The 22,128-nt window shown below is 66.3% G+C and carries 25 protein-coding genes; 14 read left to right on the top strand and 11 right to left on the bottom strand.

What is annotated here, in order from left to right; all coding sequences use genetic code 11:
- Positions 1-101: 101 nt before the first annotated feature.
- The 3 genes from Q0C42_RS02160 to Q0C42_RS02170 all read left to right on the top strand — a co-directional run bounded on the left by Q0C42_RS02160 (position 102) and on the right by Q0C42_RS02170 (position 2,709).
- The gene (locus Q0C42_RS02160) at positions 102-1,307 is read left to right on the top strand and encodes a crosslink repair DNA glycosylase YcaQ family protein (RefSeq protein ID WP_295071295.1); all 1,206 of its coding nucleotides are present in this window, start codon (positions 102-104) and stop codon (positions 1,305-1,307) included.
- 140 nt (positions 1,308-1,447) lie between these two features.
- Positions 1,448-1,861 (top strand): DUF2382 domain-containing protein, encoded by a 414-nt coding sequence (locus Q0C42_RS02165; RefSeq protein ID WP_295071299.1) that lies wholly within the window; start codon positions 1,448-1,450, stop codon positions 1,859-1,861.
- Positions 1,861-2,709, top strand: a complete 849-nt coding sequence (locus tag Q0C42_RS02170) for a YsnF/AvaK domain-containing protein (RefSeq protein WP_295071302.1) — start codon at positions 1,861-1,863, stop codon at positions 2,707-2,709. The genes Q0C42_RS02165 and Q0C42_RS02170 overlap by 1 nt, the downstream gene beginning before the upstream one ends.
- A 30-nt stretch (positions 2,710-2,739) precedes the next feature.
- On the opposite strand, the gene Q0C42_RS02175 is transcribed toward Q0C42_RS02170, so the two are convergent.
- Positions 2,740-3,564 (bottom strand): LOG family protein, encoded by an 825-nt coding sequence (locus Q0C42_RS02175; protein ID WP_295071306.1) that lies wholly within the window; start codon positions 3,562-3,564, stop codon positions 2,740-2,742.
- Positions 3,565-3,646: 82 nt separating this feature from the next.
- On the opposite strand from Q0C42_RS02175, the gene Q0C42_RS02180 reads away from it, so the two are divergent.
- The gene (locus Q0C42_RS02180) at positions 3,647-4,519 is read left to right on the top strand and encodes an aminoglycoside phosphotransferase family protein (protein WP_295071310.1); all 873 of its coding nucleotides are present in this window, start codon (positions 3,647-3,649) and stop codon (positions 4,517-4,519) included.
- 55 nt (positions 4,520-4,574) lie between these two features.
- Positions 4,575-5,399, top strand: a complete 825-nt coding sequence (gene dapD / locus Q0C42_RS02185) for a 2,3,4,5-tetrahydropyridine-2,6-dicarboxylate N-succinyltransferase (RefSeq protein ID WP_295071313.1) — start codon at positions 4,575-4,577, stop codon at positions 5,397-5,399.
- 3 nt (positions 5,400-5,402) lie between these two features.
- Here dapD and Q0C42_RS02190 read toward each other — a convergent pair whose 3' ends face one another.
- On the bottom strand, positions 5,403-6,971 hold the full coding sequence (locus tag Q0C42_RS02190) for a choice-of-anchor L domain-containing protein (RefSeq protein ID WP_295071316.1): 1,569 nt from the start codon (positions 6,969-6,971) through the stop codon (positions 5,403-5,405).
- Positions 6,972-7,230: 259 nt separating this feature from the next.
- Here Q0C42_RS02190 and Q0C42_RS02195 point away from each other — a divergent pair, with 259 nt between their 5' ends.
- The 5 genes from Q0C42_RS02195 (at position 7,231) to Q0C42_RS02215 (ending at position 12,923) form a co-directional block, all read left to right on the top strand.
- Positions 7,231-7,563, top strand: a complete 333-nt coding sequence (locus tag Q0C42_RS02195; protein WP_295071319.1) for a hypothetical protein — start codon at positions 7,231-7,233, stop codon at positions 7,561-7,563.
- Positions 7,564-7,690: 127 nt separating this feature from the next.
- Positions 7,691-8,842, top strand: a complete 1,152-nt coding sequence (gene dapE / locus Q0C42_RS02200) for a succinyl-diaminopimelate desuccinylase (RefSeq protein WP_295071322.1) — start codon at positions 7,691-7,693, stop codon at positions 8,840-8,842.
- Positions 8,839-9,270 carry a GNAT family N-acetyltransferase gene (locus Q0C42_RS02205; protein ID WP_295071325.1) on the top strand — a complete coding sequence of 144 codons (432 nt, stop codon included), beginning with the start codon at positions 8,839-8,841 and terminating at the stop codon, positions 9,268-9,270. Before dapE ends, Q0C42_RS02205 begins: the two co-directional genes overlap by 4 nt.
- Before the next feature lie 162 nt (positions 9,271-9,432).
- Entirely contained in the window at positions 9,433-11,664 is a 2,232-nt protein-coding gene (rnr, locus tag Q0C42_RS02210; RefSeq protein WP_295071327.1) for a ribonuclease R, read from the top strand.
- 47 nt (positions 11,665-11,711) lie between these two features.
- On the top strand, positions 11,712-12,923 hold the full coding sequence (locus Q0C42_RS02215; protein WP_295071330.1) for a lytic murein transglycosylase: 1,212 nt from the start codon (positions 11,712-11,714) through the stop codon (positions 12,921-12,923).
- A 294-nt stretch (positions 12,924-13,217) separates the two neighbouring features.
- On the opposite strand, the gene Q0C42_RS02220 is transcribed toward Q0C42_RS02215, so the two are convergent.
- On the bottom strand, positions 13,218-14,450 hold the full coding sequence (locus Q0C42_RS02220) for a transcription antitermination factor NusB (RefSeq protein WP_295071333.1): 1,233 nt from the start codon (positions 14,448-14,450) through the stop codon (positions 13,218-13,220).
- An 86-nt stretch (positions 14,451-14,536) separates the two neighbouring features.
- Here Q0C42_RS02220 and Q0C42_RS02225 point away from each other — a divergent pair, with 86 nt between their 5' ends.
- Positions 14,537-14,707, top strand: coding sequence for a DUF1674 domain-containing protein (locus tag Q0C42_RS02225; protein WP_295071336.1), 171 nt, complete (start codon positions 14,537-14,539; stop codon positions 14,705-14,707).
- 247 nt (positions 14,708-14,954) lie between these two features.
- Here Q0C42_RS02225 and Q0C42_RS02230 read toward each other — a convergent pair whose 3' ends face one another.
- The 3 genes from Q0C42_RS02230 to dapB all read right to left on the bottom strand — a co-directional run bounded on the left by Q0C42_RS02230 (position 14,955) and on the right by dapB (position 16,771).
- Positions 14,955-15,371, bottom strand: coding sequence for a cupin domain-containing protein (locus tag Q0C42_RS02230; RefSeq protein WP_295071339.1), 417 nt, complete (start codon positions 15,369-15,371; stop codon positions 14,955-14,957).
- 170 nt (positions 15,372-15,541) lie between these two features.
- Positions 15,542-15,901: a dihydrodipicolinate reductase gene (locus Q0C42_RS02235; RefSeq protein WP_295071341.1), complete on the bottom strand. Its 360-nt coding sequence runs from the start codon at positions 15,899-15,901 to the stop codon at positions 15,542-15,544.
- A 60-nt stretch (positions 15,902-15,961) separates the two neighbouring features.
- Positions 15,962-16,771, bottom strand: a complete 810-nt coding sequence (gene dapB / locus Q0C42_RS02240) for a 4-hydroxy-tetrahydrodipicolinate reductase (protein ID WP_295071342.1) — start codon at positions 16,769-16,771, stop codon at positions 15,962-15,964.
- Between the two features lie 96 nt (positions 16,772-16,867).
- On the opposite strand from dapB, the gene rbfA reads away from it, so the two are divergent.
- The 3 genes from rbfA to truB are packed head-to-tail and all read left to right on the top strand — an operon-like array spanning position 16,868 to position 18,921.
- Positions 16,868-17,296 carry a 30S ribosome-binding factor RbfA gene (gene rbfA, locus Q0C42_RS02245; protein WP_295071345.1) on the top strand — a complete coding sequence of 143 codons (429 nt, stop codon included), beginning with the start codon at positions 16,868-16,870 and terminating at the stop codon, positions 17,294-17,296.
- Positions 17,293-18,015, top strand: coding sequence for a phosphodiester glycosidase family protein (locus Q0C42_RS02250; protein WP_295071348.1), 723 nt, complete (start codon positions 17,293-17,295; stop codon positions 18,013-18,015). The genes rbfA and Q0C42_RS02250 overlap by 4 nt, the downstream gene beginning before the upstream one ends.
- A gap of 3 nt (positions 18,016-18,018) precedes the next feature.
- On the top strand, positions 18,019-18,921 hold the full coding sequence (gene truB / locus Q0C42_RS02255) for a tRNA pseudouridine(55) synthase TruB (RefSeq protein WP_295071351.1): 903 nt from the start codon (positions 18,019-18,021) through the stop codon (positions 18,919-18,921).
- Here truB and Q0C42_RS02260 read toward each other — a convergent pair.
- The 5 genes from Q0C42_RS02260 to pyk form a co-directional block, all read right to left on the bottom strand.
- Positions 18,918-19,283, bottom strand: coding sequence for a DUF4440 domain-containing protein (locus tag Q0C42_RS02260; protein ID WP_295071354.1), 366 nt, complete (start codon positions 19,281-19,283; stop codon positions 18,918-18,920). The two genes, truB and Q0C42_RS02260, sit on opposite strands and share 4 nt — an antisense overlap.
- 283 nt (positions 19,284-19,566) lie before the next feature.
- Positions 19,567-19,929: a 50S ribosomal protein L20 gene (gene rplT, locus Q0C42_RS02265; protein WP_295071356.1), complete on the bottom strand. Its 363-nt coding sequence runs from the start codon at positions 19,927-19,929 to the stop codon at positions 19,567-19,569.
- A gap of 12 nt (positions 19,930-19,941) precedes the next feature.
- Complete coding sequence (gene rpmI / locus Q0C42_RS02270; protein WP_295071359.1) at positions 19,942-20,142, bottom strand: 50S ribosomal protein L35; 201 nt, start codon at positions 20,140-20,142, stop codon at positions 19,942-19,944.
- Between the two features lie 108 nt (positions 20,143-20,250).
- A complete protein-coding gene (locus Q0C42_RS02275; protein WP_295071362.1) occupies positions 20,251-20,475 on the bottom strand; it encodes a hypothetical protein in 225 nt (74 codons plus the stop codon).
- 34 nt (positions 20,476-20,509) lie between these two features.
- Positions 20,510-21,955, bottom strand: a complete 1,446-nt coding sequence (gene pyk / locus Q0C42_RS02280) for a pyruvate kinase (protein ID WP_295071364.1) — start codon at positions 21,953-21,955, stop codon at positions 20,510-20,512.
- Positions 21,956-22,128 lie beyond the last annotated feature (173 nt).

Raw genomic sequence — 22,128 nt, forward strand, 5'->3', positions numbered from 1 at the left:
GGATAGTAAGGGCTGATTCGGGCATTGCAACCGGCAGGGCGGGCCGGTGCGATAACAATTGCACCATTTGCCGAAACAGTTTGAAATGTTAGGCCTTGGCGATGCCTGAACTGATCCCCAACACCCGCGCCCGCCGCCTGTTTCTTCAGCGCCATGCCCTGTCGGAAGCGCCTGCGGGACCGGCCTCGGGTCAGGCCCTGCACGATCTGATCGAGAGGATCGGCTTCGTCCAGGTCGACAGCATCAACACCGTGGCCCGGGCGCATGACATGATCCTCTGGTCCCGGCGGCAGTCCTTCCGCCCCCCGGCACTCAAGCGGCTCCTCGAGAAGGACCGCAGCCTGTGGGAGCATTGGACGCATGATGCCTCGATCCTGCCCACGCGGCTGCATGGGGTCTGGCAGCATCGGTTCCAGCGCGACGAACAGCGGCTGCATGCCAACTGGAAAAGCTGGTTCCGCGACGGCTACGAAGCGCAGTTCGACAGCATCCTGAACCGGATCGCCAGGGACGGGCCGGTGGGTACCGCCGACGTCGGCGAGGGCGAGGTCCGCGGCAAAGGGGGCTGGTGGGACTGGCATCCGTCGAAGACCGCGCTGGAATGGCTCTGGCGGACCGGTCGCCTGGCGATCACCCGGCGCGAGGGGTTCGCGAAGATTTACGACCTGACCGAACGGGTGATCCCGGAAATCCATCGCGCTCCGATCCCGGCAGAGCAGGTTTGCGACTGGGCCTGCCGGTCCGCACTGCGGCACCTGGGGTTCGGTACATCCGGCGAGATCGCGGCCTACTGGAAGGCCATCAGTCCCGAGGTCGCAAGAGCATGGTGCCGCGACGCGCTGGCACGGGGCCAGATCATCGAGGCCGAGATTGAGGGGACCCTTGGCCAACGTCGCAAGGTCTTTGTCTTCCCCGACACCTTGGCGGAAGAGCCGCCCGAACCGACGCCCCGCCTGCGCATCCTGTCGCCCTTCGACCCGGCCCTGCGCGACCGCGACCGGGCCGAATTCCTGTTCGGCTTTCACTACCGGATCGAGGTCTTCGTCCCCGAACCAAAGCGAATCTACGGCTATTATGTCTTCCCCGTGCTGGAAGGTGACAGTCTGGTCGGGCGGATCGACGTCAAGGCCTTCCGGGAAGCGGGAAGCTTGCGGGTCAAGGCGTTCTGGCCCGAACCCGGGGTGAAGCTTACCAAGGCCCGGCAAGCGAAGCTGGAGGCAGAGCTGGCGCGCCTCGCGGTCTTCTCCGGCTGCGAGCGGGTAGAGTTCCTGGACGGCTGGGCGCGGGAACCGCTACGCCGAGACTAGGAACAGGCGGGCCGCTGGAACAAGCGGGGACATCGCCGGTTGGTGGGTAAGTGGGCCACGGTCTGCTTCATCTCAGCCCCGTCGATAGGTCCTTGCAGCCCGTGTCCAATTCCAAGCCTCCCCTACCCGAGAAGCAGGGCGTGACCCTTCCCGTGGCGGCCGAGCAGGTATCGGTCACCGCCGCTCCACGCGTGACCGGCGTCGTCCGCGTCGATCTGCGCACCGAAACGGTCGAGGATAACGTCACGGCGAGCCTGACACGGACCGACGTGGCGGTGGAACGGCGGGAAGTCGACCGGATGCTTGCCCCGGGCGAGGAACTGCCCCGGATCCGCACCGTGGATGGGGTGACCATCGTCCCGGTCCTTGAGGAACGGCTGGTCGTCGAAACCCGGTCCTTCCTGAAGGCTGAACTGCTCATCACCACCACAACCCTGTCCGAAGATGTGGCGACACCCGTCACGCTTCGGCGCCAGACGGTCGAAGTGACGCGCACTTCGGCCCCCGATCAGGCGCAGCGGGGCCCAATTTCATCGCAACCAGGAGAGAACTGATGCAAACCACCGAACTGAGCCGCCGCGAGCTTGCAGCACTTTACGACGACATCGACGCGGCCGAGCGCGCCAGAAGCGCACTCCTCAGCCTTGGCATTCCCAGCACGGATATCCGGTTGGTGCGGGGCGAACAGTCCGGCGTGGCGGTCGAGGACCGGCGCGAAAGCATGGGCTTCTTCGAGGCACTCGCCGATCTGTTCATGCCCGATGACGATCGCACCACCTATGCCGAGGGCCTGACCCGTGGCAGCCACCTGCTGACCGTCACGGTCCCCGCGCATCTGACCGACGCGACCCTGGACGTCCTGGACGACGAGGGCGCGGTCGACATGGAGGACCGGATCCAGCAGTGGCAGGGCGAAGGCTGGACCGCGCCGGGCACCGGGTCCTTTGAGGAGACCCGGATGGGCTTCGGCACCACCGCGACGATGGGTGATGCGGCCGCGGACACGGTCGGGCTCGGTGGCGCACAGGATCACGAAACGATTCGCCGCGCGGAAGAGCGCCTTGCCGTTGGCAAGCGCGATGTCTCGCTGGGTCGGGTGCGGGTACGCTCCTATGTCATCGAAGAGCCGGTAAGCGCCGACGTCTCGCTGCGCTCGGAGCGGGTCCAGATCGACCGCCGCGCCGTTGATCGGCCGATCACCGACGCCGACGACGCGTTCCGCGACCAGACGATCGAGGTCGAGGAAACAGCCGAAGAACCGGTTGTGGCCAAGACCGCCCGGGTGGTGGAAGAGATCGACGTCTCGAAAGCGGTGGACGAACACCGCGAGACGATCACCGACACCGTGCGCCGGACCGAGGTCGAGATCGAAGACGACCGCGACGACGATCTTCAGCGCTGACGAAAGGAAAGGGGGCCAGGCGGCCCCCTTTCACTTGTCGGGGACAACCCACCCATCGATCACGCTGACCGCCTCTTCCGCAGTCTCGACCATTGCGAACAGCGACAGATCCTCGGGACTGATCACTCCTGCCTCGGCAAGAAGGCTCCAGTTCACCACCCTTTCCCACCAGTCGCGACCGAACAGAAGAAACGGAATCGGTTTCATCCGACCCGTCTGGATCAGGGTCAGGCTTTCGAACATTTCGTCCAAGGTGCCGAACCCGCCGGGGAAGACGCAAACGGCCTTCGCCCGCATCAGGAAGTGCATCTTCCGGATGGCAAAGTAGTGGAAGTTGAAGCTGAGGTCGGGCGTGACGTAGGCGTTCGGCGCCTGTTCGTGGGGTAGCACGATGTTCAGGCCGATCGACTGCCCGCCAGCCTCGTCCGCGCCGCGATTGCCCGCCTCCATCACGCCCGGGCCGCCGCCGGTGCAGATCACGCCTTCGCGCCCGTAGGTTTCCAGGCTGCGCTCGGTCATGATCCGGGCAAACCGGCGGGCCTCGTCGTAGTAATGCGACAAGTCGGCCAGGGTTTTCGTGCGCGCGGTGTCGCGGTGTTCAGGGGCCGGGATGCGGGCGCCACCGAACATCACGATGGTGGATTCGATCCCTCGCTCGTCCATGATCAGTTGCGGTTTCAGCAATTCCAGCTGCAGGCGGACGGGTCGCAGTTCATCACGCGTCATGAAATCGCGGTCTGCGAAGGCCAGGCGATAGGCCGGGGCACGGGTCTGCGGCGTGTCGGGAATCCGCTTCGTCGCGGCGATGTCTTCGACACTGTCGCGGAACGGATGGCTGCGGGGTTCGTCTTTCATGGGTCGCGCCTGGCAATTGGGTTGACCTTAGCCTTACCGGCACATGACCATAAGGGCCACCCGAAGTTTGAGGACTGCATGAATGCACGAAGGGGAAACGGCGGTTTCGCCGGGCCTCGCCACCCGGCTGGTTGCAGAGCACTTCCCGCAGTGGGCCGGGCTTCGCTTGCGTCCCGTCGGCGTGGCGGGCAGCGACAACGTGATGATCCGGTTGGGTGACGAGCTGGTGCTGCGGTTCCCGCGACTGGCCGGGGCCGCAGCGGCTCTGACAGTCGAGACGCGATGGCTGGCCTGGGTGGCGGGTAAGGTGCCGTTTGCGGTGCCCGAGGTGGTGGCAGTGGGAAGGCCGGGATGCGGCTATGCCCGCCCCTGGGCGGTAATGCGCTGGATTTCCGGAAAGGATGCGCTGGCAGCACCAGTGGATGACATGGCGGCCGGGCGGGCGCTGGCAGGATTCGTGGCGGCACTGCGGGGAACACCGTTGCCGGACGGGGTGCCGATCAAGCGGGAGAACCTCGCCTCACGGGACGCCTTCCTGCGGCAGATGATCGGGCACTTTCGGGATGAAGCGGACCCGCATCTGGTGACGCGGGTCTGGGAGTCCGCGCTGGCCTTGCCCGAGTGGACGGACTCTCCCGTCCTTGTTCATGCGGACCTGCATCCGCTGAACCTGATCACCCGCGGTGGCACCCTTGCGGCAGTGATCGACTGGGGCGCGTTCGGGGCGGGGGACCCTGCTTTGGACCTGATCTGCGGCTGGACGATATTGGAACCTGCGGGTCGGGCAGAGTTCCGCCAGCTTCTGGCCGTGGATGACGCCACCTGGGCGCGGGGCTGGGCCTATGCCTTCTCGAAGGCCGTCATGGCCGCCCCCTACTACCGCGACACCAACCCAGCGCTGCGCAGGGTGATGCTGAGCACCCTGCACCGCTGCCTCGCAGACCGGCCAGAATGATTGCATGCAACCGCCCCGCTGGATATGAGGGCCGGGACGAAAAGGGGAGAGAGCCATGTCCAACGCCGCACTGGAAGCCGCCATCGAAGCCGCCTGGGACGCTCGTGACGGGATCAGCCCCGCCACCAAAGGCGAGGTGCGCGATGCCATCGAGGCGACGCTGACGGCGCTGGACGCGGGGTCGTTGCGGGTGGCCGAAAAGCGCGGCAACGACTGGCACGTGAACCAGTGGGCGAAGAAGGCCGTCCTGCTGTCGTTCCGCCTGACGGACATGTACGAGATTTCGGGCAGCAACGGCGGGTCGAACTGGTGGGACAAGGTTCCGTCCAAGTGGCAGGGCTGGACCGCGGATGACTGGCGCAAGGCCGCATTTCGCGCGGTGCCGGGGTCCATCGTCCGGCGGTCGGCCTATATCGCCAAGGGCGTGGTGCTGATGCCGTCCTTCGTGAACATCGGGGCTTACGTCGATGAAGGCTCGATGGTCGACGGCTGGGCCACGGTGGGGTCCTGCGCGCAGATCGGCAAGAACGTCCACCTGTCGGGCGGCGTCGGGATCGGCGGTGTGCTGGAGCCGATGCAGGCCGGCCCGACGATCATCGAGGACAACTGCTTCATCGGCGCGCGGTCCGAGGTCGTGGAGGGCTGCATCATCCGTGAAGGCTCGGTCCTGGGGATGGGGGTCTTCATCGGCAAGTCGACCAAGATCGTCGACCGCGAAACCGGCGAAGTGATGTATGGCGAGGTGCCGAGCGGATCGGTCGTCGTCGCCGGGTCAATGCCGTCGAAGGGCGGGATCAACCTGTACTGCGCGGTCATCGTGAAGAAAGTAGATGCGCAGACCCGGTCAAAGACCAGCATCAACGAGCTTCTGCGCGACTGAATCCTACGCCACCAGAAGCGCCGCGACATGGGCGCGGACTTCGGGGCGGGCCGCGGGGCCATAGCTTTCGGGGTCCGCCGCCAGTTCGGGGAACAGCGTCAGCAGTTCCTGCTGCACCTCCGGGTCGTGGCCGGAGAGCGTGGTGGGTCCGGGGTAGTAGCTTTCGCTCCACAACCCTTCGGCAGAGATGATCTCGTGCCGCGCGAATAGCAGGTGGTGGTAGGTCACCGGAGCCCCGGAGTGGTCCTGGGCCAGACGCCCCGCGCGCACGAGGTGGATCGCCTTCACCAGCACCTCCTCCTCGCCCGCATAAAGCTGGGCGCGCCAGCCGGTAAAATGCAGCCGGTGCTGCGGCGACACGGCCACCGCCCCGTGGTCGCCGAAAGCGCCCGCCGGGATGCGGACCGCGGCCATCGCACCGGCCGACGGCACCTGCCGCACGCCGTGCCAGGCGACGGGCTGGAAGCCGTGGTCCAGCGTCAGGACCAGGTCGCCGACAGCAATCTCCTGAACCGGCAGAGGTCCGCGGATCGTCTGGATCCGCGTGCCTTCGACGAAGCAGGGAACGACCTCGCCGGTGACGAAACCAACATCGGTGATGCCGTTCTGGTTCGTCACCTCATAGGAAAAACTGGTTTCGCCAAGGGGATCGTCCCACTCCGAGACGGCAGTGATAGTGCCATCGGCGTTGACCACGATTTCCAGGCCCGAGGGCAGGATCACATGGTCGCCGGCCTTGACCGGGATGCCGTTGATCTTGGTGATACGGAGCGTACCGCCGGCGGTGTTGGTGTCATTTCCGACCAGGTCGACCGTGGTCTGGTCGTTCAGCCCCACCGTGAAGGCATCCGCCTGTGCGATCACCCCGGTCTGGATGGAATCCCCTGCGATCAACAGGTTGCTGTCATATGCCGTGTCGCCCCCGTCCGCGATTCCGATCCGGATCGAGTTCACCTGACCGGGTATGACCGGCGCCTTCAACGTCAGGGTGACGGTGAACCCGTCCATCTCGGTGTTGTAGATGTCATTCGTGTTGTCGACGTAGAGGTTTCCGTTCGTCGTCGGGTTGATGTTGTTGATCGAGATGTCACCGTCTCCGACCGTCAACTGGGCCTTTTGCCCGTTGACCCAGATGCCGACCGCATCGTTGAAGCCGGATCCGACGTATTCCAGATACTCCTCCGACGAGAAGGTGATCTGCATGGTCAACGTCGAGCCGACCGGGATGAAGTCGGACTGGAAAATCGCGCCGTCGTAAGTTGGCGCTCCGGCAATTTCGTTCAGGCGGCTATCGCCGTCGATCCCGGCGGTGTCCGTTGTCGTCCCGGACGACAGGTTGACGTCGCCCGAGGCGTTGGTGAAATCGGTTGCCCGGCCGGTCGACAGGATGACGCCGCTGTCAGCAGGCGTGACGTCCGGCGCAACGGTGTCACCCTGGCTGTAGATCCCGGCCGATGTGGGGTCGCCCATGTAGGTGGCGTTGACGACCTTGATACCGGTGCCGAACATCGCCTCGGCCAGCTGCAGTGCGCTGACGTTCGTCTGGATCGGCAGTTCGCTTGCCTCGGGCATGCGTTCCTCGCGTTTCTGCAAAGTTTCATGCAAGTTGGCGGGGAACATCTCAGGAACGGTTAACGGGTCCCTTCAAGATTTCTAAAATTGTCTGGATCAGATGCCCCCCGCCGATCAGGGAAATGCAGGACAGCTTCGGCGGCGCAATGCCCCTCAAAAGCCCGCCATGCTGACGGACGATCGACTTCAGCCGCCCCCAGTGAAGGGTGGCGAAGCAAGATGGCTTCCGCTATGCCTTGCTGGTCTTTCGGAGGAAGCCATGTCGGACGAAGCCAAGCCCAAACGCCCGCAGCAGGTCTATTCGCTGATCGTAGAAGTGGGCCGCAAAGCGGGCGACGGCCTCCCCCCCAAAGCCACCGGCGCGGCACTTTTGTGCTATGCCTCGGGCGTGGACGAGGCGGAGGCGGTGCGCGAGACTGTGGCGATTCTGAAAGAAGCCGAGATGGCTCCGCTGGAGGTGCAGGGCCTCGGCACGCTGGAGGACCGGATGAAGTCCGGCGAAGAGATCGACCAGGAGGAACAGTTCCTGATGGAGCGGGCGCTTCGCGAGAATTCGGTCATCGTCGCCGAGATCACGCCGTTTTTCGACTGACGCCCCATCTTCGACTGATACGCGTTCTTCGACTGACACCCGTCACCTCTGCGCGCCAAACGCCTTGCGGTTGCAGGCCCCGACCCAAGCGGCTACGGATCATGCACGCCCCAATCTGGAACTGATGATGCCCTTCGAGCCCGTAGACCCGGTGGAACTGACTGCAAAGCTGATCCGCTGCCCTTCTGTCACTCCTGCCGAGGGTGGAGCGATCACCCTTTTGGAAGGTCTCCTGGCGCAGGCGGGTTTCACCTGCACGCGCGTGGACCGCAACGGGATCGCCAACCTTTACGCCCGCTGGGGAAAGCAGGGCGCGAACCGGGCCTTTGGCTTCAACGGGCATACCGATGTGGTGCCTGTGGGCGACGCCGAAGCCTGGCGGTTCAATCCCTTCGGCGCCGAGATCCGGGATGGGTTCATGTATGGCCGCGGTGCCTGCGACATGAAGTCGGGGGTTGCGGCCTTCGTTGCGGCGGCGATGGACTTCGTGCGCGACACGCCCCCGGACGGGGCGGTGATCATCACCATCACCGGCGACGAGGAAGGCCAGGGCAAGGACGGGACGATTGCCATCCTGGACTGGATGGCCTTCAACGGCGAGCGGATGACGCATTGCCTGGTGGGAGAGCCCACCTGCCCGAACGAAATGGGCGAGATGATGAAGATCGGCCGTCGCGGATCGCTGACCTGCGACATCACCGTGGAGGGCGTGCAGGGCCACTCGGCCTATCCCCACCGGGCGAAGAACCCGCTTTCGGCGCTGGTGAAGCTGCTGACGCGGCTGGAGGCAGAGCCGCTGGACCGCGGCACGCCGCATTTCGACCCCTCCACGCTGGCGATCACCACCATCGACTGCGGGAACCCGGCGGGCAACGTGATCCCGGCACGGGCCACGGCGCGGATCAACATCCGTTTCAACGATACCCACTCCGGCGATACCCTGTCGTCCTGGCTGCGGCATGAAGCGGAAGCGCTGGCCGAGGCGACGAAGACCGAGATCGGCTTGCGGATCTCCGTCTCGGGCGAGGCCTTCCTGACGCCCCCCGGCGAGTTGTCGGCACTTGTGGCGCGCGCAGTCGAGGCCGAAACGGGGCGCAAGCCCGTCGCTTCGACCTCGGGCGGAACCTCGGATGCGCGCTTCGTCAAGGAGCACTGCCCGGTGGTGGAATTCGGGCTGGTCGGCAAGACCATGCACCAGGTCGATGAACGCGTGGCAGTAGACCAGATCGATCAGCTGAAGGCCGTCTATGGCCGCATCCTGCGGGACTATTTCGCATGACACCCGCAACCCTGAAAATCGATGTCACTCAGGACATTGCCACCTGCCAGCGCCTGCGCCGGGTGGTGTTCATCGAGGAACAGGGTGTCAGCGAGGCTGACGAGGTGGACGGGCGGGACACGAGCGCCATTCACCTTCTGGCGGTGGACGGTGATGTCCCGGTCGGCACGGCGCGGCTTTTGGTGAAGGGCAGCACCGGCAAGATCGGCCGGGTCTGCGTCCTGCCGCAGGCGCGGGGAACCGGCCTTGGCGCCGCGTTGATCAAGAAGGCGCTGGATGTGCTCCGGGCCCAACCGGGGCTGACCGAGGCCTATCTGGGGTCGCAATCGCATGCGACGGGCTTCTATGAAAAGCTGGGCTTTGCGGTAGAGGGCGAGGAGTTCGACGACGCCGGCATTCCCCACCGCCACATGCGCCGCACCCTCTGACCGGTGGCTTTCTGACGGAGCGCTGACGCGCAAGTCCTTTGTCTCGCCCTTCACGCGTGAAGAACGCGTAAAGGGCTCGGGTTGCCTCCGGCGGGGATATTTGGCCAAGGTGAATTGGCTTGCCGGGTAGTCTTGCAGCGGGCAGCGTGCTAGGTCTGGGGCATGAAACCTTTGCCTTCGAAAGATGAAATCCGTCAGTGGATTTCCCAGAACCCCGGCCTCTCGGCCAAGCGCGACATTGCCAAGGCCTTCGGGATCAAGGGGGATGCGCGGATCGAGCTGAAGCGCCTCCTGCGTGAGCTTGAGGGCGAAGGGGTCGTGGAGAAATCGTCGCGCCGGTTCCTGGAAAAGGGTGTGCTGCCGCCGGTTGCCGTGTTGCAGGTCTTGGCCCCCGATGCGCAGGGCGATCTCTACGCCAAGCCGCTGGAAGAAGGGGTGGAGGAAGGTCCGCGCATCCTGGTCATCGCGAAGAAAGGTGATCCGGCCCTGGGTGCCGGGGACCGCATCCTGGCGCGGTTGGCAAAGGTGGATCTGGACGATTACACCTACGAAGCGCGGCTGATCCGCAAGCTCGGCTCGAACCCGACGAAGGTGCTTGGAGTATTCCGGTCCAATGCCGAGGGCGGCCGCATCACGCCCATCGAGAAGGGCAGCGACAAGGAATGGCGGGTGGCCGCCGACATGACGGGCGGTGCCAAGGATGGCGAGCTGGTCGAGGCAGAAGCGGTCGGTGCACGGCGGCTGGGCCTGCCCGCGGCGCGGGTGGTGGCGCGGCTGGGCGATCCGGCCGGGCCACGGGCTGCAAGCCTGATCGCCATTCACCAGCACGGCATCCCGGATGTCTTCCCCGACGCGGTGATTGCCGAGGCGGATCGGGCCGAAGCGGTGGGGATGAAGGGCCGCGAGGACCTGCGCGACCTGCCTCTGCTGACGATCGACCCGGTGGACGCCCGCGACCGCGACGATGCAGTTCTGGCCGAGGTGGACAGCGACCCCGCCAACCCCGGTGGCTATGTCATCTGGGTTGCCATCGCCGACGTGGCGCATTTCGTGACGCCGGGGTCGGCGCTGGACCGCGAAGCGCGGCGCCGGGGGAACTCGACCTACTTCCCCGACCGCGTGGTGCCGATGTTGCCGGACATCCTGTCGGGTGATCTGTGCTCCCTGCACGAAGGCGTGGACCGGGCCTGTCTGGCTGTGCGGATGGTGATCGATGCAGGCGGCCACAAGCGCAGCCACCGCTTCCTGCGCGGAATGATGCGGTCGGTCGCGTCCCTGCACTATGCGCAGGTGCAGGCGGCGGTTGACGGCCAGCCCGACGAGAAGACGGCGCCCCTGCTGGAGCCGGTGCTGAGGCCGCTTTACGCCGCCTATGCCGCGCTGAAGCAGGCCCGCGAGGTGCGGCAGCCCTTGGACCTGGAACTCCCCGAACGGAAGATCGAGTTGGACGATCAGGGCCGCGTCGCCTCTGTCGCCTTCAAGGAACGGCTGGACGCGCACAAGCTGATCGAAGAGTGCATGATCCTTGCCAACGTGGCCGCGGCGGAGGAGCTGATCCGACTGAAGCGTCCGTTGTTGTTCCGCGTGCATGAGGAGCCCTCGCCGCTGAAGCTGGAAGGCTTGCGGGAAGTGGCCGAGGGGGCCGGCATGACGCTGGCCAAGGGGCAGGTGCTGCAGACACGGCACCTGAACCGGCTTCTCTCGCAGGCGCAGGGAACAGAGTTCGACGAACTCATCAACCTGTCCACCCTGCGGTCGATGACCCAGGCCTATTACCATCCGGAGAACTTCGGGCATTTCGGACTGGCCCTGCAGAACTACGCCCACTTCACCAGCCCGATCCGGCGCTATTCCGACCTGATCGTCCACCGCGCGCTGATTTCTGCGCACGGCTGGGGCAAGGACGGGCTGTCGCAGTGGGACCAGGAGAACCTTGAAGAGACGGGCAAGCTCATCTCCGAAGCCGAACGGCGCAGCATGGCGGCGGAACGGGACACCAACGACCGCTATCTCGCGGCTTATCTGGCGGATCGGGTCGGGGCAGAGCTTGCGGGGCGGATCTCCGGTGTGCAGCGGTTCGGGCTCTTCGTTCGGCTGGACGAGACGGGCGCGGACGGGTTGATCCCGGTGCGGGCGCTTGGGCGGGAGTACTTCAACTACGACGAGGGCAGCCAGACGCTGATGGGGTCCGAGACCGGGCTGGTTCTAGGAATCGGGCAGAAGGTCACCGTGCGCCTTGCCGAGGCGGTGCCGGTGACCGGCGGGCTGATCCTGGACCTGATTGCCGTGGAGGGCGCGACGGTGCGGCCACCGCGGCGGACGAGCGGAAAGTACCATCCCCGCAAGCCGGTGCAGGCGGCGGCAAAGCGGCGGCTGGTGCGCAAGCGGCGATGAGGGGCGCAGGACTTTTCGACAGGTCTTGCAGAACCCTTCAACGGATTTTGCTCGCACTTGGGATGGGCGTGGTGCCGGCGCTTCCGGCGCAGGCGCAGACGATCCTGCCCGATCCGGTGGCGGGGGTGGAGGTTGAGATGGGCTCTCAGGCCGGGTTGGAGGCGTGGGTTACGGCATTCCGGACCAGGGCGCTGGCGGCGGGTGTGTCCGCAGCGACCTTCGACGCGGCGCTGCGCGGGGTGGAGTTCAACCCCAAGGTCGTGGAGCGCGACCGGAACCAGAACGAGTTTTCGAAGACCATCTGGGATTACCTGGACACCGCCGTGTCAGATGACCGCGTCGCGCTGGGGCTGAAGGCGATCGACAGGAACCAGGCGCTTTTGGAGCGGATCGAGGCGGAGTTCGGCGTCGAAAAGGAAGTCGTGGCGGCCGTCTGGGGGCTGGAGAGCGCCTATGGGACCTACCGGGGTGACCTGCCGGTGCTTGGGTCGCTGGCGACGCTTGCCTACGAGGGGCGGCGGGGAGCGTTTTTCGAAGCGGAGCTGATCTCGGCGCTGCGGATCGTCGAGGGCGGGCATGTGGAGCGGTTCTCCGGATCCTGGGCCGGAGCGAGCGGGCACACGCAGTTCATGCCGTCAAGCTGGGAGAAGTTCGCAGTCGATTTCGACGGTGACGGGAAGCGGAACCTCTGGGGCGACGATCCGGCGGATGCGCTGGCTTCGACTGCGAATTACCTGCGGCACTGGGGCTGGACAAAGGGTCAGCCCTGGGGCTTGGAGGTGAAGCTGCCGGCGGAGTTCGACCATGAACAGACGACCGAGCGGGTGGTGAAGCCGGTCGGCGACTGGCAGGCGATGGGGGTGCGGACCGTCGGGGGTGAAGACCTGCCGGACCACGGGCCGGGGTCGATCCTTCTCCCGGGGGGACATCGGGGGGCGGCGTTCCTGATCTGGCCGAACTTCCAGGTGATCGAGAAATACAACACGGCCGATGCCTATGTGGTGGCGATCGGGTCGCTGTCGGACCGGCTTGCCGGGCGGGCGGGGATCCAGTCGGGCTGGCCGAGAGAATTTCGGGCGCTGACGCTGGAGGAGCGGCGGGCGTTGCAGGAGGGGTTGGGTCGGGCGGGATTCGATCCGGGCGGGGTCGACGGGCGGATGGGGCCGAAGACGGTGGCGGCGGTGAAGGCGTTCCAGAAGGCGCGGGGGATGGTACCGGACGGGTATCCGTCGCTGGAGGTTCTGGAGGCGCTGCGCTAGCTGCCCGCGCGCGGGCAGGTTTTTATGTCAAATTCTTTCAATGGGTTGGCTTTGGGCGTTAGGAATTTCCTAATCTGTGGCCGTTCCGGTTTCACCCTGTCCGTTGCTGCCCTGGCTTGGTCAACGGCGCGCGGCTTCCCGGCTCTGGCGGCTTTCAGATGGAGCGCTGACGCGCGTTTCCCTGGTCTCGCCTATTGCGCGTGAAGAACGCGCAACCGGCTCGGTCGTTGGGGGTTTTCCACCCCCAAACCCCCGAGGATATTTGGGCAAATGTGAAAGTGGCTGGATTGCCGCCTAGACCGGTTTGCGCAGGCGGGCGAGGAAGAAGCCGTCCAGTCCGCCCTTCTCCGCCCAGTAGTCGGGACGGAGGCGGAGAGCATTGTCAGGCGTCCGCCAGTCCGGGTCGATGCCGGGGAGGTCCGCACGGTCGACGGTCAGACCGGGGTGACGGTGCAGGGCGGCGGCGACCTGGGCTTCGCCTTCCTCGGGGAGAAGGGAGCAGGTGGAGAAGACGAGGCGGCCTCCCGGCTTCAGCCAGCCGAGAGCCCGGTCGAGGAGGGCCGTCTGCAGCGCGGTGAGGGCGGGAAGTTCCGAGCCGTCCTTGACGAAGGGCAGGTCCGGGTGGCGACGAATGGTTCCCGTCGCGGAACAGGGGGCGTCGAGGAGGATCGCGTCGAAAAGTGCGTCGGGCTGCCAGTGGAGCGCGTCCGCAATGACGAGGGTGGCGGTCAGCCCGGTGCGGGCGAGATTGGCTTCCAGCCGCGCCATGCGCGGGCCGGAGATGTCGAGGGCGGTGACCTCGGCCCCGGCGGCGGCCAGTTGCAGGGTCTTGCCGCCAGGTGCGGCGCAGAGGTCAAGCACGCGTTCGCCGGGTTGCGGTTGCAGAAGTCTGGCGGGCAGAGCGGCGGCGGCGTCCTGGACCCACCAGCCGCCCTCGGCGTAGCCCGGCAGGGTGGAGAGCTGGCCGGGGCTGCGGAGGCGCAGGCTGCCGGTGGGTAGAAGCTCGCCCTCCGGGGCGGGGAAGCCGGGGCGGAGGGTGAGATCGAGCGGAGGCTCCTGGGCCTGGACGGCCTCGATCGCGGTCACGGCGTCACGGCCCCAGGTATGGACGAGGGGTTGGCGGAGCCAGCGGGGAAGCTTCTGCGGCGTCAGGGTGAAGGTTTCGGGCAGGGCGCGGAGGACGGCATTCACCAGGCCGGCAAGGTGGGCGGTGCGTTTGCCGCCCTGCCGGATGATCTCGACCGCCGCGTTGACGGTGCCGTGGGCGGGAGCGCCTTCAGCCCGCTCGACCACGGCGAGACGGAGGGTGTTGCGGACGGTCAGCGGCGGAGCCTTGCGGAGATGCTTTTCGAGCAGCTTGTCGGCGGGTTCCAGGTGGCGGAGCACGGTCTCGGCCAGACGCAGCGCGCGGGCGCGGTCGGCAGGGGCGAGATCGCCGCCGGAGAAGTCCGACAGCATCCGGCCTTCGCCAAGGACTCCGTCCAGGATTGCCACTGCGGTGGCCCGTGCCACGACCCCTTCGGCCATTGAGATTCCCTTTCTGGTCCGGGCCCTTGATGCCACGGGGTGCGGGTTATATCAGGTTGGGGGGCCATACAAGGAAGGGGTCGGATATGAACGACGATCTGCCACCCGCCGCCAAGCGGGCGCTGGCCGAGGCCGAGGCGCGCCGGAAGGCGGCCGAGGCGAAGAAACCGATGCCGAAGGAACTGGGGGGCCGGGACGGGCCGGAGCCGGTGCGGTACGGCGACTGGGAGAAGAAGGGGCTGGCGGTCGACTTCTGAGGAGGTCGGCTCCTCGTGCGACTGCGTCTTCTCGTCGCTTTGTCAGGCTGGACAGTTTCGCGTTATTTATTGCGCTCAAGCGGTTGCGGGTCAGCGTCTTGGATCGGCAAAGCTTGTACGTGTGAACTTCGGAGCACTTCCCTCGGTCCGGGAGCGAAAACCATTAGGCCGACAGTCCCCTTCGCATGGGACGTCACGGGTCATGGGTGGGAATCCGTTTGATCAGGCGGTTGCGGACCGGGGGGCGTCAGCCGGTCGCATCCAGCGGATCAGCGCCATACTCCGCTTCGCTGACCTGCTCCAGCCAGTCGACGCTGCGGCCGTCCTGCACTTCGTGAATGGCGATGTGCGACATGCCGACAGCGGGGGCGGCGCCGTGCCAGTGGCGCTCGCCAGGGGCGAAGGTCACCGCGTCTCCGGGGCGGATCAGCCGGACGGGGCCGCCGTCGGACTGGCAGCGACCCAATCCGGCGGTGACGATGAGGGTCTGGCCCAGGGGATGGGTGTGCCAGGCGGTCCGGGCGCCGGGGTCAAAGGTGACCAGGACGCCCTGCACCCGGTCTGGCGCTTCGGGATTGAAAAGCGCGTCAGTCCGGACGCGGCCGGTAAACCAGTCGGGGGACCCGGCGCGGGAGGGGCTGTGGCCTGCGGGGTAGATTTTCATGCGCGTCTCCCGGACTGCGGTATCTTTCCGGGAAGCTTAGCAAGAATCCGGGCCGGGACCACCTTTGGTTACGGTTTCGGAATTGCTCCTCGTGCGACTGCGCTTCTCGTCGCAGGAGACCGTGTGGCGGCATCCAGGCGATGCGGGGCGACACCCCGATGCGCAAGTGCCTAGCGCAGGCGGAACGTGGCGCTGTCGCCCTTGCCCTGGTCCACGGTGAAGCGGAGTTTCTCGCCCCCGTCGGCCTCGACCAGCTGGCAGTTGTAGTCGATTTCCATGCCGCTCCAGTCCATCTCGCGGCAGAAGTAGCCGTCCTCCCACGCCCACTTGCCCGTGATGTCCCAGCCAAGCGCCGATCCGGCAATACGACCGTCGGGCAGGACATTGAGCGAGAGGTTGTAGAGGCCGATCCTGAGTTCACGGTTCTGGACGAGGTCGAGGAAGCGGCCTTTGTCCTTGACCGGCGTGAACACTTCCGCAGCGGCAACAGACGGCAGCGCGAGCAAAAGCGCTATGAAAAGGCGAAGCATGGCATCTCCCCAGATCCAACTGGAAGAGTATACGCCACGAGTGCCGAGTCGGATCAACAGTCAGATGCCGAGGACGTCCATCATGTCGTAGTGGCCCGGCTTCTGGCCCTGGCCCCAAAGCGCGGCGCGCAGGGCGCCACGGGCGAAGATGCTTCGGTCGGTGGCGACGTGGCGGAGGATGACGCGCTCGCCTTCGCCGGCGAAGATCACGTCGTGCTCGCCGACGATGTCGCCGCCGCGGATGGCGGAGAAGCCGATGGCGCCCTTGTGCCGCGCGCCGGTGATCCCGTCGCGGCCGGAGACCTTGGTGTCGTCGAGGCTGACGCCCCGACCGTCGGCGGCGGCCTGACCCAGCATGAGGGCGGTGCCGGAGGGGGCGTCCACCTTCATGCGGTGGTGGGCCTCGACGATCTCGACGTCCCAGTCTGCGTCCAGGGCGGCGGCGACCTTCTGGGTCATGCGGACCAGAAGGTTGAGGCCGAGCGACATGTTCCCGGTGCGGATGATGGTGGCGTGGCGCGAGGCGGCGTCGATCCGGGCGATGTGGTCGGGTTCGAGGCCGGTGGTGCCGATGACGTGGACGGCGCGGGCCTGGGCGGCGAGGGCGGCGAATTCGACCGAGGCGGCGGGCGAGGTGAAGTCGACGACGGCCTGGGCCTTGGCGAAGGCCTCCAACGCGTCGTCGGTGACCTTGACGCCGATGGGGGCGCCGCCCATCGCGTCACCCACGTCGCGGCCGATCCAGGGGTGGCCCGAGCGTTCGACGCATCCGACGAGATGCAGCTTGTCCGTGGCCTGCGCCAGACGGATCAACGTCTGGCCCATCCGCCCCGAGGCGCCTGTGACCACCAGTCCCGGACCATTGCCCATACCACACCCCCTGCCTTTGGCACTTCCCTAGCCGGTTCCCGCAGGCGTGAGAAGCCCGGCGTTGCGGGCCGGGGCGAAACGGCATAAAGGGGCGGAATGTCGAACAAGCGCAGCCATACCGGGTCCGGCCCGTCGCAACGCCAGCTTCGCGTGGGGGAACTGATCCGCCGCACGCTGGCCGATGTGCTGAACCGGGCCGAGATCCATGACCCCGAGTTGAACGCCATGTCGATCACGGTGGGCGAGGTGTCGATGTCGAATGACCTGAAGGTCGCGACCGTCTACGTCATGCCGCTTATGGGGTCCGTCCCGGTGGAAAGCGCGATTGCGGCACTGGCGCGCAACAAGGCCGAGCTTCGGCACCGCGTGGTGGACGGGTTGACGCTGAAATACGCGCCCGACCTGCGGTTCCGCCCTGACGAGACCTTCGACCGGCTGGACGAGACGCGGCGGCTGTTTTCCGATCCCGCTGTCCTGCGCGACCTTGGCGCGGCCGATCTTGACCAGGCGGGCGACGAGGAATGAGGCTTCTGACCCTGGCCTTCCTGCTGGCGCCGGTGGCGGCAGAGGCGTCGGAGTGCCGGGACACCAGCTTTGAAGGTGCGTCTTATACCCTGTGCGAGGTGTCGCTGGGCGAGGACCTGCGGCTGTTCCAGTCTGGCCCGGACGGGGCCTATGGCAGCTTCCGCCGCCTGAACGAGACGCTGGAGGCCGAGGGCAAGACACTCGGCTTTGCGATGAACGCCGGCATGTATCACCGCGATCTTGCCCCCGTCGGGCTGTATGTCGAGGACGGGGTGGAGGTCTCGCGGCTGGTGACGCGGGACGGGCCGGGGAACTTCGGGCTGTTGCCGAATGGCGTCTTCTGCATCGGCGACACGTTTCGTGTGATCGAGAGCCGGACCTTCAAAGCCGAAAGTCCCGCGTGCCGCTTTGCCACGCAGTCGGGGCCGATGCTGGTGATCGGGGGCGAGCTGCATCCGAAACTGCTGCCGGGCAGTGACAGCCTGTACGTCCGCAACGGCGTGGGGGTTTCCGGCGACGGGGCGCGAGCGGTCTTTGCGGTTTCCAATGACGCGGTGAATTTCCACAGCTTCGCGCGGTTCTTCCGCGACGCGCTTGGCTTACCCGATGCTCTGTACTTCGACGGCAATATCTCGCGGCTTTATGCACCGTCGCTGGGGCGGCATGACGGCGGCTTTCCCATGGGGCCGATCGTCGGCACCGTGGTTCCGAAGGGATAGACGGTGGGACGGGTGAAGAAGGGCCGGGCCATTTCGGGCTGGCTGATCGTGGACAAACCGGCAGGCGTCAACTCGACCGCCGTGGTCAACAAGGTGAAATGGGCGTTCGGCGCGCAGAAGGCCGGACATGCGGGGACGCTGGACCCGGATGCGACGGGCGTGCTTGCCGTGGCGCTGGGAGAGGCGACGAAGACGATCCCCTACATCACCGATGCGCTGAAGTGCTACCGCTTCCGGGTGGTGCTGGGCGCTGCCACGGACACCGACGATGCCTCGGGTCAGGTGATCGCGCGGTCGGATCTGCGGCCCACAGATGCCGAGGTCGAAGCGGCGCTGGGGGCGTTCCGGGGGGATGTCATGCAGGTCCCGCCGCAGTACTCTGCCGTGAAGGTCGATGGCGAGCGGGCCTATGATCTGGCGCGCGAGGGCGAGGCGATGGACCTCGCCGCGCGGTCCCTGTGGGTGGAGCGGCTGGACTTCCTGGGTCGCCCGGATGCGGACCACGTCGATCTTGAGATGGTCTGCGGCAAGGGCGGCTATGTCCGGTCGATCGCGCGGGACCTTGGTGCCGCTTTGGGGTGTCTGGGCCACGTGGAATGGCTGCGGCGGACGTGGTCGGGGCCCTTCGAGGTCGAGGATGGGGTTACGCTGGCCACCATCGACGCCGAGGCGAAGACGGACGCCCTGGATGCGCACCTTCTGCCGCTGGAACTGGGCTTGCAGGACCTGCCGGAGTTCATCGCCACGCCGGAGGGTGCGGTTCGGCTGAAGAACGGCAACCCCGGACAGGTGATCGGCCACGCCGACTGGGGCACCGAGGGCTGGGCCAGCGTGAACGGACAGGCCGTCGCCGTCGGTCACTACCGGGGCGGCGAGCTGCACCCTTCGCGGGTGTTCAACCGCTAGGCCTGCGGTGACTGCTGGTGCTGGACCAGCCGCCAATCCGCGTGCCGGTGCCTGCGCCAGGTCGAGGTGCAGCGGGCGACGTAGTTCGTCCCGTCGTCCCTGCCCGCCTGGACGGTGTAAGCCAGCACCAGAAGCCCTTTTTCGGGGCGCGCGATGTGGCCGTCGGTAAAGGCGACACGACTCCACCTTGGGCCTTTCGACATGCTGCGAAGCGCCGCCTCGGCGGAGACGATTGCCGGATCGGCCGGGACGACCATCAGGCATTCGTGGTCGATCAGTTTGGGATATTGGGCCGGATCGCCTGTCCACAGGCTTTCCTCGATGTCCCATGCGCGGTGGTCTTCCATACCCTTGGCCTTCATGATTGGTAGGGTTTGAACCGACCAGGACGCCCCCCGGTTCCCGGCGGGGCGTTGCCCCGGGATCGTGCAACGGCGGAATGCTTCGATGCCCAGACTGCGTCTGGTCATTGTCACGGCTGCCGGTCGGCGCACTGGCGCTGGGGCCGGGCCAAGGTGCAACGGGCCTGGTCGTGGCACCAACCACGGATGTGCTTTACTGCCCGCAGGTGGGCGCTACTCACCCCCTGAAATGCAAAAGGCCCCGCGTTTCCGCAGGGCCTTTCGGAAGTCATCGATCTGGCGATCAGACCAGAGCGGCCTTTGCCTGGCCGGCGATGGCGTTGAACGCCTCGGGCTCGTGCACGGCGAGGTCGGCGAGGACCTTGCGGTCAACCTCGATCCCGGCTTTCGCCAGACCGTTGATGAAGCGCGAATAGGTCATTTCGGCGTCGAACAGACGGACAGCAGCGTTGATCCGCTGGATCCACAGCGCGCGGAACTGGCGCTTGCGGGCCTTGCGGTCGCGGGTGGCGTACTGGTTGGCCTTGTCGACAGCCTGGGTGGCGGTGCGAAAGTTCGTGCTGCGGGCGGCGTAGTAGCCCTTGGCAGCCTTGATGACTTTCTTGTGGCGGGCGTGCGTTACTACACCGGATTTGACGCGGGACATCGGGTGCTCTCCTTACCGGTTGTACGGCATGTATTTCTTGACGATCGTCGCGTCGCTATCGCTCAGGATCATGGTCCCGGACGTGTTGCGGACGAATTTCGCCGAGCGTTTGATCATGCCGTGGCGCTTGCCGGCGGGACCGGCCTTCACCCGACCGGAGGCCGTGAAGCTGAAACGCTTCTTCGCCGCCGACTTGGTCTTCATCTTGGGCATTTCCATCTCCGTGGTTTCAGGCACGACTCGGCATGCCACGTGGGCCGGCCGTGCGGGTAATCAAGCCGCCCCTATAGGGGGAGGCCGGTCAGGGTGCAAGGGGGCACGTCAGTTGAAGAAGCTGCCAAGGACGTTGACCATGACGCCGGGGACATCGCGGAAGGCATAACCGCCGGGCTGGGTGATCAAGGCGTAGATCGTCAGGGCCCCGCCGCCGATGACCATGAGAGCCCCCAGCCGCGGCGCCCGGTTTTCCACCCATGCAGAAAGCAGCGATGGCACCGACAGGACCACCAGAAGGATTCCAACCGTCAACGCGAGATCAGTATCCATGATGTTCCCGCCGTCTGGACCATGCCGGCGAATGCTACTCGGGGTCGACCCGCGAGATCAACCTTTCGTCGCAGGGTGCCACGCGCAGGATGTTGGTGGTGCCTTTGACGTTGAAGGGCACACCGGCGGTGACGACGATCTGGTCTTCCTCGGTCGCGAAACCATCGGCGCGTGCGGCACTGACCGCAGCCAGAACAGCGCCCTTGAAGCGGTCCTGCGGCGGGGTGATGACGCAATGCGCGCCCCAGGTCAGGGCCATCCGGCGGGCGGTGGACATCAACGGCGTCAGCGCGATGATCGGGACATGCGGACGTTCTCGGGCCACCAGCGCGGCGGTGGTGCCGGTCTGGGAGAAGCAGCAGATCGCCTTGATGTTCGTCGCCTCGGCGATTTCGCGGGCGGCGGCGACGATGCCGTCGGCCACCGATTCGCGGCGGACCTGGCGGCTGGCCTCGATGACCGAGCGGAAGGTCGGGTCCTTCTCGACGCTGAGCGCCACGTCGTTCATCGTCCGGACGGCTTCGATCGGATACTTGCCGGCCGCGGATTCCGCGGACAGCATGATCGCATCCGCGCCTTCGTAGATCGCGGTGGCGACGTCCGATACTTCGGCGCGGGTGGGCACCGGCGATTCGATCATCGATTCCAGCATCTGGGTCGCGACGATCACCGGCTTGGCCGCAGCGCGCGCGCCACGGACCAGGCGCTTCTGGATCGGCGGGACCGATGTGACGGGCAGTTCGACGCCAAGGTCGCCACGGGCCACCATGATGCCGTCCGACACCTGGAGGATGGCGTCATAGGCCTTCACCGCGGCGGGCTTTTCGATCTTGGACAGGATGGCGGCGCGACCCTTGGCAAGGCCGCGCGCTTCGATCACGTCCTCGGGGCGCTGCACAAACGACAGGGCAAGCCAGTCGATCCCAAGCTCGCAGGCGAATTCCAGGTCGCCACGGTCCTTTTCCGACAGCGCGGCCACGGGCAGCACGACGTCGGGGACGTTCACGCCCTTGCGGTTCGAGATCGTGCCGCCGACTTCGACGGTACAATCGGCAAAGTCCTTGCCGCAGGCGTTGACGCGCAGGCGGATCTTGCCGTCGTTGACCAGCAGCGACGTTCCGGGTTCCAGCGCGGCGAAGATTTCCGGGTGCGGCAGGTTCACGCGGTGGACGTCGCCGGGGGCGGTGGACAGGTCCATGCGGAAGGCCGCGCCTTCGACCAGTTCCTCCGACCCGTTGGCAAAGACGCCGACGCGGAGTTTCGGCCCCTGGAGATCGGCGAGGATGCCGATCGGGCGGCCAAGATCCTTTTCGACCTGGCGGATGATCGCGTGGCGCTTGGCAATGTCCTCGTGGACGCCGTGGCTCATGTTCAGGCGAAACACGTCGGCCCCGGCCTCGAACAGGGCGCGGATCATCTCGTAGCTCGAAGATGCGGGGCCTAGCGTGGCCACAATCTTCACGTTGCGGTGACGGCGCATCGCCATCCTCCTGCTGATAAATTCCGGTTCATGTGGGCCGCGTGCCTTATGGCGCAACTCTGGCCGTCCCGCAACGCCCGGTTTTGGGCAGAACACTCTTCCTGTCGCTGCCGCTCGCTCATCGCTGGCATCGGGCGGGCGGCGACCGTAAAACAGCGCGGCAGGCGAGAAGG

This window comes from Tabrizicola sp., from assembly GCF_022842145.1.
In the GTDB taxonomy this organism is placed as follows: domain Bacteria; phylum Pseudomonadota; class Alphaproteobacteria; order Rhodobacterales; family Rhodobacteraceae; genus Tabrizicola.

Excerpts from the sequence above, each read along its gene's own strand:
- Q0C42_RS02160 (WP_295071295.1), top strand. The coding sequence starts at position 102 with ATGCCTGAACTGATCCCCAACACCCGCGCCCGCCGCCTGTTTCTTCAG.
- Q0C42_RS02170 (WP_295071302.1), top strand. The coding sequence starts at position 1,861 with ATGCAAACCACCGAACTGAGCCGCCGCGAGCTTGCAGCACTTTACGAC.
- Q0C42_RS02175 (WP_295071306.1), bottom strand. The coding sequence starts at position 3,564 with ATGAAAGACGAACCCCGCAGCCATCCGTTCCGCGACAGTGTCGAAGAC.
- Q0C42_RS02180 (WP_295071310.1), top strand. The coding sequence starts at position 3,647 with ATGCACGAAGGGGAAACGGCGGTTTCGCCGGGCCTCGCCACCCGGCTG.
- dapD (WP_295071313.1), top strand. The coding sequence starts at position 4,575 with ATGTCCAACGCCGCACTGGAAGCCGCCATCGAAGCCGCCTGGGACGCT.
- Q0C42_RS02190 (WP_295071316.1), bottom strand. The coding sequence starts at position 6,971 with ATGCCCGAGGCAAGCGAACTGCCGATCCAGACGAACGTCAGCGCACTG.
- Q0C42_RS02195 (WP_295071319.1), top strand. The coding sequence starts at position 7,231 with ATGTCGGACGAAGCCAAGCCCAAACGCCCGCAGCAGGTCTATTCGCTG.
- dapE (WP_295071322.1), top strand. The coding sequence starts at position 7,691 with ATGCCCTTCGAGCCCGTAGACCCGGTGGAACTGACTGCAAAGCTGATC.
- Q0C42_RS02205 (WP_295071325.1), top strand. The coding sequence starts at position 8,839 with ATGACACCCGCAACCCTGAAAATCGATGTCACTCAGGACATTGCCACC.
- rnr (WP_295071327.1), top strand. The coding sequence starts at position 9,433 with ATGAAACCTTTGCCTTCGAAAGATGAAATCCGTCAGTGGATTTCCCAG.
- Q0C42_RS02220 (WP_295071333.1), bottom strand. The coding sequence starts at position 14,450 with ATGGCCGAAGGGGTCGTGGCACGGGCCACCGCAGTGGCAATCCTGGAC.
- Q0C42_RS02225 (WP_295071336.1), top strand. The coding sequence starts at position 14,537 with ATGAACGACGATCTGCCACCCGCCGCCAAGCGGGCGCTGGCCGAGGCC.
- Q0C42_RS02230 (WP_295071339.1), bottom strand. The coding sequence starts at position 15,371 with ATGAAAATCTACCCCGCAGGCCACAGCCCCTCCCGCGCCGGGTCCCCC.
- Q0C42_RS02235 (WP_295071341.1), bottom strand. The coding sequence starts at position 15,901 with ATGCTTCGCCTTTTCATAGCGCTTTTGCTCGCGCTGCCGTCTGTTGCC.
- dapB (WP_295071342.1), bottom strand. The coding sequence starts at position 16,771 with ATGGGCAATGGTCCGGGACTGGTGGTCACAGGCGCCTCGGGGCGGATG.
- rbfA (WP_295071345.1), top strand. The coding sequence starts at position 16,868 with ATGTCGAACAAGCGCAGCCATACCGGGTCCGGCCCGTCGCAACGCCAG.
- Q0C42_RS02250 (WP_295071348.1), top strand. The coding sequence starts at position 17,293 with ATGAGGCTTCTGACCCTGGCCTTCCTGCTGGCGCCGGTGGCGGCAGAG.
- Q0C42_RS02260 (WP_295071354.1), bottom strand. The coding sequence starts at position 19,283 with ATGAAGGCCAAGGGTATGGAAGACCACCGCGCATGGGACATCGAGGAA.
- rplT (WP_295071356.1), bottom strand. The coding sequence starts at position 19,929 with ATGTCCCGCGTCAAATCCGGTGTAGTAACGCACGCCCGCCACAAGAAA.
- rpmI (WP_295071359.1), bottom strand. The coding sequence starts at position 20,142 with ATGCCCAAGATGAAGACCAAGTCGGCGGCGAAGAAGCGTTTCAGCTTC.
- Q0C42_RS02275 (WP_295071362.1), bottom strand. The coding sequence starts at position 20,475 with ATGGATACTGATCTCGCGTTGACGGTTGGAATCCTTCTGGTGGTCCTG.
- pyk (WP_295071364.1), bottom strand. The coding sequence starts at position 21,955 with ATGCGCCGTCACCGCAACGTGAAGATTGTGGCCACGCTAGGCCCCGCA.